General features: G+C 58.7%; 12 protein-coding genes. 5 read left to right on the forward strand and 7 right to left on the reverse strand.

Annotated features, from left to right (window positions below; all coding sequences use genetic code 11):
- Positions 1 to 13 precede the first annotated feature (13 nt).
- The 3 genes from MJQ68_RS06690 to MJQ68_RS06700 form a co-directional block, all read right to left on the reverse strand.
- The gene (locus MJQ68_RS06690) at positions 14 to 2,701 is read right to left on the reverse strand and encodes a TonB-dependent receptor (protein ID WP_238750256.1); all 2,688 of its coding nucleotides are present in this window, start codon (positions 2,699 to 2,701) and stop codon (positions 14 to 16) included.
- Between the two features lie 14 nt (positions 2,702 to 2,715).
- Positions 2,716 to 3,600: a FecR family protein gene (locus MJQ68_RS06695; protein WP_238750257.1), complete on the reverse strand. Its 885-nt coding sequence runs from the start codon at positions 3,598 to 3,600 to the stop codon at positions 2,716 to 2,718.
- A gap of 114 nt (positions 3,601 to 3,714) precedes the next feature.
- Complete coding sequence (locus MJQ68_RS06700) at positions 3,715 to 4,293, reverse strand: RNA polymerase sigma-70 factor (RefSeq protein WP_238750258.1); 579 nt, start codon at positions 4,291 to 4,293, stop codon at positions 3,715 to 3,717.
- Positions 4,294 to 4,396: 103 nt separating this feature from the next.
- Here MJQ68_RS06700 and MJQ68_RS06705 point away from each other — a divergent pair, with 103 nt between their 5' ends.
- Entirely contained in the window at positions 4,397 to 5,980 is a 1,584-nt protein-coding gene (locus MJQ68_RS06705) for an alanine/glycine:cation symporter family protein (RefSeq protein ID WP_238750259.1), read from the forward strand.
- A 77-nt stretch (positions 5,981 to 6,057) separates the two neighbouring features.
- Here the strand turns inward: MJQ68_RS06705 and MJQ68_RS06710 are convergent, their stop codons facing one another.
- Positions 6,058 to 6,885, reverse strand: a complete 828-nt coding sequence (locus tag MJQ68_RS06710) for a hypothetical protein (RefSeq protein ID WP_238750260.1) — start codon at positions 6,883 to 6,885, stop codon at positions 6,058 to 6,060.
- 73 nt (positions 6,886 to 6,958) lie between these two features.
- Between MJQ68_RS06710 and MJQ68_RS06715 the strand changes: the two genes are divergently transcribed.
- From MJQ68_RS06715 to MJQ68_RS06725, 3 genes are all read left to right on the forward strand, one after another.
- Positions 6,959 to 9,082, forward strand: a complete 2,124-nt coding sequence (locus MJQ68_RS06715; protein ID WP_238750261.1) for a heavy metal translocating P-type ATPase — start codon at positions 6,959 to 6,961, stop codon at positions 9,080 to 9,082.
- Position 9,083: 1 nt separating this feature from the next.
- A complete protein-coding gene (locus MJQ68_RS06720; protein WP_238750262.1) occupies positions 9,084 to 10,127 on the forward strand; it encodes a PA0069 family radical SAM protein in 1,044 nt (347 codons plus the stop codon).
- A gap of 81 nt (positions 10,128 to 10,208) precedes the next feature.
- A complete protein-coding gene (locus MJQ68_RS06725; RefSeq protein ID WP_238750263.1) occupies positions 10,209 to 11,945 on the forward strand; it encodes a hypothetical protein in 1,737 nt (578 codons plus the stop codon).
- Here MJQ68_RS06725 and MJQ68_RS06730 read toward each other — a convergent pair.
- Both MJQ68_RS06730 and MJQ68_RS06735 read right to left on the reverse strand, forming a co-directional pair.
- Positions 11,911 to 12,690 carry an OmpA/MotB family protein gene (locus MJQ68_RS06730; protein WP_238750264.1) on the reverse strand — a complete coding sequence of 260 codons (780 nt, stop codon included), beginning with the start codon at positions 12,688 to 12,690 and terminating at the stop codon, positions 11,911 to 11,913. The genes MJQ68_RS06725 and MJQ68_RS06730 overlap by 35 nt on opposite strands.
- A 25-nt stretch (positions 12,691 to 12,715) precedes the next feature.
- On the reverse strand, positions 12,716 to 13,735 hold the full coding sequence (locus MJQ68_RS06735) for a Smr/MutS family protein (protein WP_238750265.1): 1,020 nt from the start codon (positions 13,733 to 13,735) through the stop codon (positions 12,716 to 12,718).
- 90 nt (positions 13,736 to 13,825) lie between these two features.
- Between MJQ68_RS06735 and MJQ68_RS06740 the strand changes: the two genes are divergently transcribed.
- Positions 13,826 to 14,476, forward strand: a complete 651-nt coding sequence (locus MJQ68_RS06740) for a class I SAM-dependent methyltransferase (RefSeq protein WP_238750266.1) — start codon at positions 13,826 to 13,828, stop codon at positions 14,474 to 14,476.
- On the opposite strand, the gene MJQ68_RS06745 is transcribed toward MJQ68_RS06740, so the two are convergent.
- Positions 14,467 to 15,240: a sterol desaturase family protein gene (locus tag MJQ68_RS06745; protein WP_238750267.1), complete on the reverse strand. Its 774-nt coding sequence runs from the start codon at positions 15,238 to 15,240 to the stop codon at positions 14,467 to 14,469. The two genes, MJQ68_RS06740 and MJQ68_RS06745, sit on opposite strands and share 10 nt — an antisense overlap.

Genomic DNA, 15,240 nt, shown 5'->3' on the forward strand with positions numbered 1-15,240 from the left:
ACGCCTTTGTCGACTATCTTCCAAAGTCGGGCGGCGGTCCGCTGCCAAAGGTGAGCTGGTAACTGAGGGACGGCAGCACCGGCGCCACGTAGATCTGGAAGTAATTTTGGGTGCTGACGGGCTGGTTGTCCACCACTGAATAGTCGAGTTGCGTTTCGTAGTACACCGGGTTACGCCGGTTGTAGGTGTTGTACAGTCCTACATCAATGGCGTGGGTAAATTTCGAGTCTGGCTTACTCAAAACGGTGTGTAGGTTGAGGTCCAGGCGGTGATTAGGCTTCAGGCGAAACCCGTTGCGCCGCTCCACGATGGGCAGATCGGGTCCTACGGGATCGAGGGGATTCTCCACTACTTCGGTACTCAGACTGTAGGCCAATCCAGTTTCGAACCGCCAGCTACCGGTCAGCGTAGTCCGCTCCCCGAGCTGATAAATTAATAAAAGGTTAATGGCGTGGCGCCGGTCGTACCGGAAGGGGAAGGTCTCACCCTGATTGATCTCGCGTCCGAACGTACGCTGGCTGCGCGCCAGCGTATAACTCAGCCAGCCGCGCAGCTTTCCCCGGCTGCGCTGCACCATCGTCTCCAGGCCGTAGGCTCTGCCGCGCCCCTGGCTCAGGTTGCTGGACCAGTTGGTGCTGGTCTGTGAGCCCTCGGCATAGGTGACCAGATTGCGCATGCGCTTGTAGTAGGCACCTGCTTCCAGCTTCCATCCCCGCAGTTGCTTCCTCCATTTGCTACTCCACTGTTGCGCGGTCGCAGGTGCAATGTCTGCGGTGGCCGGCACCCAGAGATCGCTCGGCATACCGATGATGAAGCTGTTTAGCAGGTGTACCGGCTGCACACTGCGGTCATAGCTGGCCTGCCAGTCCGAGCTAGCCGTAATGGGTCCAGAAAAAACCAGCCGGGGGGAAAGCGAAGGGTAGCTCCGTCCCGTATTTCTCCAGACGCTGGCCCGCAGACCCAGCCGGTAGTGGATGCTGCGGAACAAGCCCTCCTGACTACCGTAAGCGGTAAACTGCAGTGGCCGGTGACTGCCGTCGTCCTGCCGGTCGAATTCGTTGATGAAGGTGCGCAGCGCCACTTTACCACTGTACATCGCTGGCGTGAACGTATGGGCGTTGGCCTCGATGCCGAAGCGAAACGTGCCGGCCGGCCCAGCCGAATACTGCCCGTCGAAGGCCAGACCGAATTGCTTGATACCGGAAGCGTAGTAGCCACTGTAAATGAAGCCTTCATCCAGTCGGGGCTGCGAGCGCTCGACCAGACTATCGTAGCGCTCCACGGCCGACTCAGTATCCAGATTAGAATAGCTCAGGCGGAAATTGCCGAACGTGCGGTCGTTGAATACGTGGTTGTACCGCAGGGCCGCTACGGTAGTGCTCCAGCTGGACTGCTCCTGGCGACCGGTCACCTGGGCGTTCTCAAACACCGTCTGGCCTACCACTCGTCGTTCCAGGGTATCGGACATGTAGCTCAGGTTCGTGTAGTCGTCTACACCCCGGAACAGACTCAGGTACACCCGGCCCCGTTTTCCCGCCCGCTGGTTCAACTTGAAGTTGAGGTCGTATACATCATAGTCCGTATGGCCGCTGCGCCCTCGATTTGCCTTATAGCTCTCGCTGAACTGTCTGAGCAGGCGGCCGGCCCAGAAGTACCGTCCCGTGAGCAAAAACGAACTCTCTCCCTCGCGTATCGGACCCTCCGCGGCGACCTGACTGGAGAGTAGGGTAGTGCCGAGGGTAAATTCGTTTTCGTACAGATTGCCGTCGCGGGTGTGCACATCGAGTACTCCACCGATCCGCCCCCCGAAGCGAGCAGGCACCGCGTCCTTATATAGGTCGATGCGACGGATCGCCTGATTACTGAACATGCTCAACAAGCCACCCGCGTGACTCAGACTATACACCGGTACCCCGTCGAGGAGGATCAAATTGTGACCTGCTTCACTACCACGAATGAAGATGCCACCCACTCCATCGGATCCGGAGGTGACGCCGGGCAGGAGGCGGGCGAGCTGCAGGGGGTCGTCTTCGCCGCCCGGGCCCCCCAGTTGAGCGACCTCCGCGTGGCCGATCCGCGTGCCGGTTTCGAGCTTAGCGCTGCCGGGATCAACCATATCTGTGGCAGTAACGATGATTTGAGGCAACTCAAGATTGGGCTGTAAAGGCAGGTTCAGCAGACTGTCACTGCGCAGGACAAACTCCACCTCCAGCGGGAAGTAACCCACATACGTGACGCGAAGTGATTGGCGGCCTCCCTCCACGGGAAGCGTATAGAAACCATACTCATTAGTCTGAGTACCTGCGGCTGCGGACACGGCCTGTATGCTGGCACCGATCAGCCGCTCTCCGGACTGCGCGTCGGTGACCGTACCGTAGAGATTGAAGGAACGCCCGTGTAGGTGCGGATCTAGCAAGATGAGGTAGCCGGCTGCTCCCCGGTGGTAGCTGAATTCCGTACCGCGCAGTAAAATCTGCAGCCAGCGTTCCAGGTTACGTGTACCACCGGGTACGCGGACGGCGACCCTGGGGAGTTGGTCCGGACGGTAACTTAGATCGGCACCCGCCTCGGTAAGTCTGATGAGCGCTTCCTCCAATGGCATCACCCGCCGGGGCAGGGTATAGCGGTCCGCTTCGGACTGGGCCACTAAAAGTATCGGAGCAGCGGCCAGTACGAATAGGAGAAGTAGGGGCCGCAGCATAGGTTAGGATAGGTTTACTCCGTGCAGGGCCCACTGAGGGTGTAGCGTTTACCGCTGTCGTCCATAGGAGTCAGGGTAGCTCCTCCAAGCTTGGCGATGTCGGATAACACGGCACCGGCGTCCCCGCTCTGATACTTGCCGCTTACGGTATAGTCGCAGGCCGCACCTTCCGCCCAGGTGCATTCAATGGACCAATTATCGTAGAAGTAGGATAGGACCTCATCGATGGGCGTATGATCGAACTTAAGCTCTCCGGTCCGCCAGGCATGGTGGTTGAGGTTAGGAGCAGGTTTGTGTACCATGGGTTGCCCGGGGGCTAATAGTCCGCACTCGCGGGCGGCTACTTGCATACGCTTACCGTTCTGCTCCAGGATGACGGCACCTTCCGATACCTCTACTTCTAGCAGGTCGCTCTCGGTGCGTAAGTTGAAGGCTGTACCCGTGACGCGGAGCACACCGGCTGCGTGTTGTACTAAAAAGGGCCGCGCGGCGTCGGGTTGAACTTCGAAGTAAGCCTGGCCGGCAAGCGTAAGATCTCGGGTGGCTGTGTTGTAGGTATCGGCATCGTAACTCACCGTGGCCCCCTGCTGTAGCGTAAGTTGGCTGCCGTCAGGCAGGTCGAACATGGCGAACGCCCGGTCCGGATTGCTGAGGTAGGTACGGTTGTCCTGATTGAAGTAGAAGATGGATAAACAGCCTACCAAAAGCGCTACGGCGGCAGCGATACCTAAGAAGGTACGGCGTGAGGTAGACTTAGGTGCCGACTGGATGGGACGTACGACCGTGCCGCCCTCCCGAAGACTGCGGCGTAGACGGTGCAGTCCTTGCTCTACGTCAGGCGTGAACTCCTCGCGGTACCCGATGACCAAACGGTCGATGTCGTCATTATTTAGGCTCATAAAACAAAGTGAGTGGTCGCTTCACGGAGAGGACCCCAAAGGTACGCCTCCCCCCTAAGGGATTGAGCGGGTTTTGCCCGGCTTTGGTCCGTTAGCTGACGGGGGAATAGCAAATTAAGCATTTTGTACGATTAGAAAGAGGATGAACGCCAGCCACTGGCGGAGAAACTTGTAGGCACGGGTCATCTGATTTTCTACGGTTTTGACGCTGATGTTTAAGCCTGCGGCGATCTCCTGGTGGCTCATCTCCTCCACCTTGGCCATGACGAAGACCAGTCGACAGCGTTCGGGTAGCCGATCGATGGCTTGATGCAGTCGCCGTTGCAGTTCCTCCGCTTCCAGGGCCGCGCCGGGTTGCAGGCTGGGATCGGACGGCAGGTCGGGCAACTCACCGTCATCCAGCGGCAGGCGGCTGCGGTCGCGCAGGTAGTTCAGACTGCGGTTGCGGACGCTGCGCCGCAGGTACGGGCCTACGGCGGGGATGTGCGCCGGCAGTGTGTCGCGGCGCGTCCAGAGTTTAGTGAATACGACCTGTACCACGTCTTCCGCCGCGGCCTCATCGTTCAGGAGCCGTAGGGCTACGCGACACAGGTCTACGTAGTGACGGCGGAACAGCGCGTCGAGTGCGCTACTCTGACCCTGCCGCAGTGCGGAAAAAAGCTCGGAATCGGTGGTAGAAGGTGCACTGCGCATAGCGGGTCCGTAAGGTAGTCGGTTTGCCGTAATTGATAAAGCGACCGGAATGTTGCTCTGGAAAAGTTGCTACCTTGCGCATTTGCTACTTCACACTCCCCACATGGTCAGACGTCTATTCTCCCTCATCCTGCTTCTGCTAGGCCCCGTTTACCTGTTGGCGCAGGATGAATCCGATCTGATCGAAGAGGCCGGCACCAGTGGTTCGACCATTGACGAGCGGCTGCAGGCCATTTTCGAACCCGTCACCGCGGTAGTGGAGTCGGTGGTGTTCTTCGAGGTGAGTATTGCCGGCGTTCAGATCCCCTTCGTGCTGCCCTGGCTCATCATCGGTGCCACCGTCTTCACCTTCTATATGGGCTTCATCAACATCACGGGCTTCAAGCACGCCCTGGATGTGGTGCGGGGCAAGTACGACGATCCGGACGACCAGGGTGAAGTCTCCCACTTTCAGGCCCTCACGGCGGCGCTTTCCGGTACGGTCGGTGTAGGCAATATTGCCGGAGTAGCTTACGCAGTTGCCCTGGGCGGGCCCGGTGCCACCTTCTGGATGATCGTGGCCGGACTACTGGGCATGACCTCTAAATTCGTAGAGTGCTCGCTGGGTGTGATGTACCGGGATGTGCACGCCGATGGCTCGGTCTCCGGTGGTCCCATGTACTACCTCGACAAGGGCCTGAAGGAGAAAGGCCCGGGCTGGGCCGTGCTCGGCAAGGTGCTCGCCGTAATGTTCGCTATCGCCTGTATCGGCGGTAGCTTCGGTGGCGGCAATATGGTGCAGATCAACCAGGCTACCCAGCAGCTGACCGAAGTGACCGGTGGGGTGGACAGCTTCTTCTACGGCAGGGGGTGGATCTTCGGTGTTGCCATGGCCCTTACGGTAGGACTCATCATCATCGGCGGTATCAAGAGTATTGCTCGCGTCACGGACAAGGTCGTGCCCTTCATGGTAGGCATCTATGTACTCGGCGCGCTCGTAGTACTAGGCTACCACTTCGCGGATATTCCCGCAGCCTTCGGTACTATCATCGGCGGTGCCTTCAACGCGGATGCCCTCTACGGTGGCATCATCGGTGTGCTTATTCAGGGTTTCCGTCGCGCCGCCTTCAGCAACGAGGCCGGTGTGGGTTCGGCATCCATCGCGCACTCTGCCGCCAAGACCGACGAACCCATCAGCGAGGGCATTGTAGCCCTCCTGGAGCCATTTATCGACACGGTGGTCATCTGTACGATGACGGCGCTGGTTATTATTATTACGAACTACGGAGGCTACGGTGCGGAGTTGGCGTTTGAAAACAAGGTCAACGACTCGGTGGGTGACATCACCCTTACCTCGGCGGCCTTCGAAAGCGTCATCAGCTGGTTCCCCATGGTACTGGGTGTGGCGGTGATTCTATTCGCCCTGTCTACGATGATCAGTTGGTCGTACTACGGCCTTAAGTGCTGGACCTACCTGTTCGGCGAATCAAAAATCAACGAGGCCATTTACAAGGTGATCTTCTGCATCTTCGTAGTCATCGGTTCGGCGATCTCGGCCAGCGCCGTATTCGATTTCGGTGATGCGATGATCTTCGCCATGTGCTTTCCCAATGTGTTCGGGCTGTACCTCCTCATGCCCAACGTGCGGCGCGCGCTGACCAGCTACCGCGCACGCATCAAGAGCGGTGAGATCACGCGCTTCGAATAACTCGCAAAGGACCGCAGATAGAAAAGGCCCGATCACTACGGTGATCGGGCCTTTTTGCGTGTGTATGTACGGGTAGCCTATTTGCTATCGCCCTGCTCGGCCGGGAGGGCTTCGAGGGTGAAAGTGCGGCGTACGGGGTTCAGTGGCGCGTCTACGATACTGTCACCGGCCATGAGGGTAAGGGTTACGGTGTTTTCGCCCAGGGGCAGTCCCTCGATGAAGTACGGCTTCCACTCATCGATCATGAACTCCCTACCGTTGATGTTGGCCTTGACCTGGTAGTCTTCGCCGAGTTCCGCGTTGACGGGGTAAAAGTCGAGCATCACTTGCTCCGTCTCCCGCTCACCGACGTAGGTGCCCTTGGGGCGGCTATAGAACAGCATTGGCTCGGTGATGTCGGTCGGCTCGTTGAATCCCCCGTTCATGACATTCGCCAGTACGGCACGGTGGGCGGCGGGCGTTTTGATCGACTCGTGGTAGCTGCGGCTCAGGAAACTCAGGATGTAATGCTGCCCGTTAGACAGGACGTGCTCGAAGGTCGGCTCGTACTTTGCGATGTACGGCTCGTTGTCAACGATGAGGTGAACGTGCTGCCCCTTCGCCGAATTGGCGCACATGATCTCTTCGGCGTCCGGCGTCTGCACGCCGAATTCGTAATTACTCACTTCGTAGTCAAAGGTGCCGGCATCAAACGTCCAATTGTCGATGCTCGCGTCGGGAAATTCGGTGGAGGCGGGGAAGTCGGTGAGGCGGATATCATCGTTGCTGGGATTGCCCGATCCGATCAGCTCGTCGGGGTGTTCTTCCTCGACGCCGCCCTGATCCATGGCCATCTCGTTGGTATCTCCGCCGCAGCCGGATACGAATAGGGCGAGCAGCAGCAGTAGTGGGGTTAAAGTCTTCATATCGTGTAGTTTGTAGTAACTGTTTGGCCCGTTCGGGCGTTCCGTGTAGAAGGTAATAACCAAGCTTTAGTTCGTGACCAAACGCGCAGACATCATAGAATTACGGGTCGATGGAATGGATTGCAACAACTGCGCCCAGTCTATCCACCGCTATCTGGAACGTCAGGGTCTGGAGGACGTACAGGTCAACTTTCAGACCCGTGAGGTGCGTTACCGCCCCAACGATGAAATCTCCGATGCCGCTTCGGTCAGGGCCGGCATACAGAAGCTTGGCTTCCGGGTAGTGGACGATCAGCCGACGGAGACCACCGGTAGATCCTGGTCACTCACCGCTCGGCAACGTCTGTTGCTGTGTACCGCCTTCACCCTCCCGCTCCTGCTCGGTCACCTGCTCATGGTAGCCGGTATACACCTGCAGTGGCTAGAGCTCGGGTGGACGCAATTTGCCCTCGCACTGCCCGTCTACCTGATCGGGGGGCTGCACTTTGGCCGGTCTGCACTGGCTGGTCTGCGGCAGCGCTTTTTAAATATGGACGTTCTCATATTCCTGGGCGCGACCGCGGCCTTCGTCTACAGCCTGGTCGGTTTAGCCCTGCAGGAGCCCCGTTACTACTTCTTCGAGACGGCCGCCACCATCATCACCCTGGTCCTGGTAGGCAACTGGTTGGAAGCGCGCGCCGTGCAGCGCACGACTACCGCCATCGGAGCCCTGACCGCCCTGCGGCCAGAACGCGTTACTGCAGTTATGCCCAGCGGCACCTTGGTCCAGTTGCCCGTAGAAGAAGTGCAGCCGGGCACGCAGGTGCGGGCGAATACCGGCGATAAGATTCCGCTGGACGGCATTCTCCGGCAGGGGGGAGTTGCCGTCGATGAAGCCATGCTGACCGGCGAGAGTATGCCGGTAGAAAAGCAAATCGGTGACCGGCTGCTCGGAGGTAGTCTGGTCGTCTACGGACAGGCCACGCTGGAAGTCACCCAGGCCTACCGTGATGGCACTCTAGCGCGGATCATCGAACTGGTCAAGACCGCACAGGCCGACAAGCCGCAGTTGCAGCGTTTGGCTGATCGCATCAGCGCGGTATTTGTCCCCGTCGTGGTGGGCATTAGTATCCTAACTTTCCTGCTCGGCTGGCTCAGTGGATATGCTAGTCCTACACAAGCGTTGATGAATGCCATCGCGGTGCTCCTGATCTCCTGTCCTTGTGCCATGGGACTGGCCACTCCGACAGCTGTGATGGTTGGTGTTGGTCGACTAGCACGACTCGGCGTGCTTATTCGCGGTGGCCGTACTGTGGAAACGCTGGCGGGCATCAAGACTATGGTGTTCGACAAGACCGGTACGCTAACTACCGGAGCACTAACGGTCGGTAGATACCTCGTCACGGAAGGACAGGATCCCGAATTAGTGGGTCGTCTGATTTTCGAATTGGAGGGCTACAGTTCCCACCCTATTGCCACTTCCATCCGCAATCACTTATGGAAAGAAAAGCTGGCTGATCCGGCTAACCCCGGTTACCAAGCGTTTGCCGGTCCGCTGGATGTACACGAAACTGCCGGGAGTGGTCTTACCGCCGGGCCGTTCTATCTAGGATCAGCTACGGGGATCAGCGAGAACGCCGATGTTGTGCTGACGCGTGACGGGCAGGTACTCGCGGAGTTTACGCTGATCGATCAGGTACGGGAAGGGGCGGACGTACTGATACAATCGCTAAAGGAGGTGGGCATAAAGCCTGTGATGCTTACCGGTGATCGGGAAGAAAAAGCGGCGCAGGTAGGCGAGGCAGTGGGAATCGACACCATTTATGCCGGGCAGTTACCCCAGCAGAAGCTAGCGCGTATCACGCAGCTAAGTACCCAGCAACCTACGGCCATGGTCGGTGATGGCATCAATGACGCAGCCGCGCTGAGTCGGGCCGATCTAGGGATCAGCCTGGGCGGGGCGAGTGCAGTGGCACTGGATGCGGCGCAGGTAGTCCTTATGCGCGACGATCTTTCCCTGCTGGTGGAGGGCCGGCGGATTGCAGCGCTCACGGTGCGGACGATCCGCGAGAGTCTGTTCTGGGCCTTCAGCTACAACATCGTCGCTATTCCCCTTGCAGCCCTGGGTTATCTGAACCCGATGTGGGCCGCCCTCTTCATGGCCTTCTCCGATGTAGTAGTGATTGGAAATGCGATACGTCTGAAACACCGTCGCTAACATGGAAGAGAGCTACCGAAAGGGGAGGGGTGCGCAGGTCAACATCGCCAATCCCTACCACAACCTGCGGTACGACGAGCTGCCCGACCCGGAGGATGCGCTGCGCACCACCTATCTACCTACCCATCCCAAGACCATCCTCAATAAGATCACCAGCCCTGATCTAGGTAGCGGCTACGGGCTCAATAGCTATCAGGGTTGCGAGCACGGCTGCGTGTACTGTTTCGCGCGCACCACGCATACCTACTGGGGCTACAGCGCGGGACTGGACTTTGAAACTAAGATCCTGTATAAGGCTGAAGCACCAGTCCTGCTCCGTCAGGCCCTGCTGAAGAAGACCTACCAGCCTTTACCGGTCATGATGAGCGGTAATACGGACAGCTACCAACCCGCCGAACGGACCTTCCGGCTTACCCAGCAGTGTCTGCAGGTACTGGCCGAACTTCGACATCCGGTGGGTCTGATCACCAAGAACAGCCTTATCGTTCGCGACCTCGGCCTGTTGAAGGACCTTGCCAGTGAGGACCTGCTGCACGTCTGCTTTAGCATCACGACCCTGGAGGAGGATGTGCGTAGACTGTTAGAACCCCGTACGGCCAGTATTGCGCAGCGATTCCGCGCAGTAGAAACGCTGAGCGCTGCCGGGATACCCGTCATGGTGAATATTGCCCCCATCATTCCGGGACTGACGGATCACGAAGTGCTGGGAATTGCCAAACGGGCCGCTGAGGCAGGTGCACGCCGCATCAATTATTCCATCGTGCGACTCAACGACCAGATCGCCGATATTTTCGTGGACTGGATCCGACAAACCTATCCCGACCGGGCGGAACGCGTACTCAATCGCATTCGCGACTGCCGGGGTGGTGCACTGGGCGAGAAACGCTTCGGGATCCGCCATCGGGGGGAGGGCGCGCTGGCTGATCTGATCGCCCAGCAGTTTCGCCTCGCGCAGCGCAAGTACTTTCCCGAGCCAGTAGACTGGCCGGACTATAACTTCGAACCATTCGAGCAGCGGCGGCGCCCCCAACTCTCCCTGTTTTAGGAATGCGTGGCATCATGCCACTCACAATAAGGCGCAGACAAATGCCTTTAGTACCCATACACCCGATCACTTCACCGGTCTATGCGTACCTCCCCCCGACTACTTGTCCTATTCCTGCTCGCACTCTTGGGTCCGGGCTTGCTCGATGCCCAGAAGCGGCGCAAGCGCGACGAACCGTCCTGGCCCCCCGAGCGGGCCTATAGCCGGCTGTTTCTCGGTGGCGCGCTGCAGGACGTATTCGCCCGGCACTACGACTTTTGTGGATTCAGTAGAGCGGAGGGTAAGCGCGACTATACACCACCTACGATCGAGAACTTCCTGGGTAAGCGGAGCTTACGCACACGCGTGGAGCGGGCGGATATTCACGGTGGTAGTCTGATGAGTTATGTGTTCAGTGAACGCGAAATAGCTGCCCCCCTGGATGCCCTCCGCTATTCACCCGCCAACGTCCTCTTTCCCGCGGATCAGGAAAGCGTACTGCCCGAGCCACGTGCCGGCTTCGATAGCTTTGTATTCACAAAGAATTGTGGTGGCTATCTAAAAGCTGCGCTTGATGGCGGATTCAAACCACCGTACGCAGCCTTTGCTGCTGCCCTGGATACCGATGCTAAACGCAGCAGCAGCGTGCTGGCGATGGCCGGATCCTTTCAGAGTCCCATCGTACAGGCACTGGGTGCAGGCGACGAACGAACTACCGCCCTACTGGGCCAACTCTGGCAGTTTTACGTACTGCACCCCGAACTACGCCAAGAGGCCTATTATTTGCAGCATTTCGAAGGTGTACTCATCAAACACCTTACGGACACCGAGGAGGTAGTTGCAGCCGAGCAGTCTGTGGGCATCAATGTAAACCTCCCCCTTAGCGCCTCCATAAACAGCTCGCTGAGTCACCGACGGGAGCAGCAGAATAGCTTTTCGGCTAGCGACTGGGAAACCATTGTCTATACTGACTTTACCGGTCCGTACTCCCGAGCTGCACTGTTTGCGCCGCTGCCTACCCCGCAGCAGATTGCGGCCTACTTCAGTCAGCTACCGGCTACCTCTACTGCCGTGGTACCCCTACGCGAAGCAGCCACGCACCGGCATACCGTAGAACTGAAGGGGCTGCCGGAGGAGCTAGCGCAGGCAGGCTGGACCATCGCCAACCTGCGGGGCGGGGCCTATCAGGATGCCCCCACGGTATCTGTCCGGACGAGTGACGGTGGACTGCACTTTGTCATTCAGGGGCAGACGGCTCCAGCGCTATTCCAGGACAAGCAAGTTGAGCCGGTCACTATCGGATATGATCTCGTGCTGTCACCACGCGACGGTATGCCGGAACTTCGTATTCCCGTGCAGCTCCGTGTGAATACCTCCGCACACCCGCTGGTGGACCTTGCTGGCACCCGCTTCGAGCTTCGTCGTCGCAATAGCGGTGAATACGCCTTTCAGTGGCACCTGACGATCAATGTAGAAGATGGGGAAAACCCCCTGGACGAATCCGGGGATTTTGCGGCCGGAGCCCTTCAGCTACACGGCAGACACGGTGAGGTCCTAGATGCGCGCGTCGTCCGGGCTACCTACGATGCACGCCGTGGAGCGCTAACGGTGACCCTGGAAAGCGAACGCAGCTGGCCACTCCGTGCCATCGATGATCAGCATATGCAATCGCTACCCGTGGAAGCCGAACTATTACTTCCGGTCGAAGGTGGGTACAGCGACTGCCGCCGGCTGGTGACCGCTCGCCTGGCCGTACCCCGTATTCGCGTTGCACCAGCTCCCGCACTGCTGGAAGCACCCCGGCTCAACCCGCCTGTGCCGAATCCTGCGCAAGGTTGAAAAACTCATCCAGGGCGGGGGTGATCACGATCTCCGTACGGCGGTTCATGGCACGACCCTCGGGGGTGTTGTTGTCCCCACGGGGGTCATTGTCCGCACGGCCCGCCGCAGTCAGGCGGAAACCATCTACACCGAACTCGTTAACCAGCTGACGGACCACCGATGCGGCACGCATCGTGCTGAGTTCCCAGTTATCCTTCACGGAGCGGCTGTTTACCGGGACATTGTCGGTGTGGCCCTCCACGATCACATCGATATTGCGGTGGTCATTCAGGACCTGGCTGACTTTGTCCAGTACCTCGGAGGAAGCCGGATTCAAGGTGCTGGCGCCACTGGCGAACAGCAGACGGTCGCTGATACTTACGAACACCTTACCGCCGCGCACGTCTACCTGCACGTCCTCATCATTGATGTTGTCGAGGCTGCGTTTGAGGTTGCGGACCAGGGCTAGATTAAGACTGTCCTTACGCTGAATGCTGCGGTTGAGCTCATTGACCCGCTCGGTCTGTGAGCTAAAGCCCTTGATGCTCTCCCGGATACTGGTGGCACCTTCCTTGGAAATCACGGACAGATCTTCCATGCGATTTAGCAGGTCGCCGTTGGTGCGTTGTACGTTCTCAAGCTGGCTACGTATGAGCGCGTTTTCCCGTTCGGCACTGTTGAGCTTGGTTTCCAATTCGGTGACTTTGGCCTTGTTACAACCCACGAGGGTGAGTACGAGAAGTAGGAGGGGGAGGGCTTTCATAATCAGATAGTTTGGGCGGGGCAAGTTACGATTCAAAGAGTACCTCGGTAGCGCCGTAGCCGTAGCGTGGGTGGTAGCTATTGTGAAATTTGCGGATGAAGGGTACGGTAGGCAGACGCTTGTGAATAGCTGCTTTAAGAATTCCATCACCCACGCCGTGGATGATGTATACCTGCTTGACATCCAGCCGTAGGGCCTGATCCATGTAGGCATCGAACGCGCGAAGCTGGGTAGCGAGTACTTCGTCGCGGGGGATTTGGCCAGGGTCGTCCACGAGGGCGGACAGGTGTAAGTCGAGCGTTTCATTGAATTCCGTGCGAGCCTGCAGGGTGGAGGGGGCTGCAGCGTTTTTGTTTGTTGCCGCCGATTTAGGCTGCTTCTGCAGCTGAGCGCGGGTGAGCTCCTTCAGGCTGGGCCCGGTCGATCGGTCCGCTACCGAACTGCTATCAAGGCGGGCGAAGACAGTATAGACATGCGCGCCCCTACTCAGGTCGGGTACATCACGGAAGCTGCTGAAGAACTGCTTGGGCTTGATCTTAAGCTGCTGGAAGTGGCGCGGCCCGGTGCCCCCCTCCACGGCGGCGCGCACGTCCAGGTCGAGCGTCAGGCGTTCGTTCAGCCAGTGGTAGGCGACCTGGGTGAGTTTGAGCTTATCGTGGGCGGGTAGGGGACCGAATTTGTTGAAGCGTGCGGTATCGCCCGTCCTGACCTTCAGTTCGAAAAGGATGCGGTGTCCGGTGCCGTTCAGCAGATACAATTGGTAGCTCTCCGGCTCGCCCTCTCCATTATACACCGGGTCAAAGGCAAGCTGCACACCGCTCTCCTTTCGCGAGTTATCAGTCTGCTGTACTGCGCTTGGCTGTCTGTCTGTAGTAGGGGGCGGGGACTGTCCGTCCAGCAAGCTGATAGCATGAGATGGTACGGGGAGATGACCCAGTCCGCCATCCAGTCGGACCTGAAACATATCCTTGTCCAGCAGCGTGGCTATCGTGCCCGTTTTGCCGGTTTTATCGAGTTTGACGCGGTCGCCTATTTTGAAGTTCATGGGTTGATCGTTGTGGTCTTTGTAAAGGCATGGCGGGTGCACGATGTTGTGCGGCGAAGCGCTCGGATCGGAGTAGATACCTTGCAGTTTATGAAGTGGATTCGCACGCTCCGCTGGCGCACGGCCCAGTACCTGGAATTACGCTGGTGGCGCTGGTACTTGCGCGGGCGATCGCCGGCTACCTATCTGGTGGATAAGCAAGCCTACTGGCAGCGCCTGCTGGATCAACTCCAGTTCACCATCGACCCCGATGCCCAGGTGCTCGATGCCGGTTGCGGACCCGCCGGAGTGTTCACCCTACTGCACGACCGCCAGCGCGTGACGGCACTCGATCCGCTGCTGCCGCGATACGTCACGCTACCCATCTTCTCCTTCGAAGCTTACCCCACCGTGACCTTCCTCCCCGAGCCGTTGGAGGAAGCCCGATTGCACGAGACCTTCAGTACCATCTACTGCTTCAATGCCATCAATCACGTCAGCGACTGGTCGCAAAGCCTGGACACGCTCACGCGCCTGGCCCGACCGGGTACGCGACTCATCCTAAGCAGTGACGTACACCGGCATGACTGGCTACTTCCGATCTTTCGGGCGCTACCGGGGGACGCCTTGCATCCACAGCAGCACCTCGCAGCTGATTATAGAAACGCATTAAGTCGAAGAGGGTGGCGCATTGACCGTGAACAAGAACTGCGCCGCGAGCGCATCTTCAGTTACCGGGCCTGGGTTTGTACTTATGCCTGATCCTGTCGCCTGGTGTAGCGATGAAATTGCTCGCGAAATTTGGGGCTTTCCGTGCCCATCCAGTGATCCCAGAAGGTGAAGTACAGACCAAAATTGTAGCGCGCCTGCTTATGGTGGGCATCGTGGTGGGTGGCACCGATGAGCCCGCGGAGCAGCGGCAAACGGGTCCAGCTAGCGGGAAATACCTCGATGCCGGCGTGGTTGATCGTAGCCGATAGCGTCATCACGGCCAGCAAGGTCAGAAAGGCAAATGCATGCATGGGAATGAGCCACACGCTGATGGGCAGAAAGGCCGCCTGCAGTACGGCTTCGATGGGGTGAAAGCTGAAGGCCGTCCAGGCCGTGGTCTCGATGCTCTCGTGGTGCCAGCTGTGCACCCGCTCGTACACGCCGGGACGGTGCATCCACCGGTGGATCCAGTAGTAGTAGGTTTCCTGAGCCAAAAGGAATAGCACGGGACCGGCCACCAACCACATCCAGTCCCGGCTACCATCCAGAGACAGGTAGAGTTTGGTGTAGTCATACTGCCACAGTACCAGCACGGCGATGCCGAAGGCGGCAAAGATCAGCGATACTACGGCCGAGCGCCAGATTTCCCGATGCACCTGCGCGCGCGCCCCTACCTCGGGGTGGAAGATGCGGTGCCGGAAGCGGTCGCGAAACCGGTCGCGCAGCAGATAGTGATAGCCACCGCTGAAGGCTACGTAGCGTACGAAAATGATCACGAACAGGGCGACTACCCAAAACAGCCAGTGGCTCCACAT

The organism is Neolewinella maritima (assembly GCF_923081025.1).
GTDB lineage: Bacteria > Bacteroidota > Bacteroidia > Chitinophagales > Saprospiraceae > Neolewinella > Neolewinella maritima.

Bases quoted from the DNA above. Each gene is read 5' to 3' on its own strand.
- MJQ68_RS06745 (WP_238750267.1), bottom strand. From the start codon at position 15,240: ATGTGGAGCCACTGGCTGTTTTGGGTAGTCGCCCTGTTCGTGATCATT.
- MJQ68_RS06730 (WP_238750264.1), bottom strand. From the start codon at position 12,690: ATGAAAGCCCTCCCCCTCCTACTTCTCGTACTCACCCTCGTGGGTTGT.
- MJQ68_RS06700 (WP_238750258.1), bottom strand. From the start codon at position 4,293: ATGCGCAGTGCACCTTCTACCACCGATTCCGAGCTTTTTTCCGCACTG.
- MJQ68_RS06735 (WP_238750265.1), bottom strand. From the start codon at position 13,735: ATGAACTTCAAAATAGGCGACCGCGTCAAACTCGATAAAACCGGCAAA.
- MJQ68_RS06720 (WP_238750262.1), top strand. From the start codon at position 9,084: ATGGAAGAGAGCTACCGAAAGGGGAGGGGTGCGCAGGTCAACATCGCC.
- MJQ68_RS06705 (WP_238750259.1), top strand. From the start codon at position 4,397: ATGGTCAGACGTCTATTCTCCCTCATCCTGCTTCTGCTAGGCCCCGTT.
- MJQ68_RS06725 (WP_238750263.1), top strand. From the start codon at position 10,209: ATGCGTACCTCCCCCCGACTACTTGTCCTATTCCTGCTCGCACTCTTG.
- MJQ68_RS06690 (WP_238750256.1), bottom strand. From the start codon at position 2,701: ATGCTGCGGCCCCTACTTCTCCTATTCGTACTGGCCGCTGCTCCGATA.
- MJQ68_RS06695 (WP_238750257.1), bottom strand. From the start codon at position 3,600: ATGAGCCTAAATAATGACGACATCGACCGTTTGGTCATCGGGTACCGC.
- MJQ68_RS06740 (WP_238750266.1), top strand. From the start codon at position 13,826: ATGAAGTGGATTCGCACGCTCCGCTGGCGCACGGCCCAGTACCTGGAA.
- MJQ68_RS06710 (WP_238750260.1), bottom strand. From the start codon at position 6,885: ATGAAGACTTTAACCCCACTACTGCTGCTGCTCGCCCTATTCGTATCC.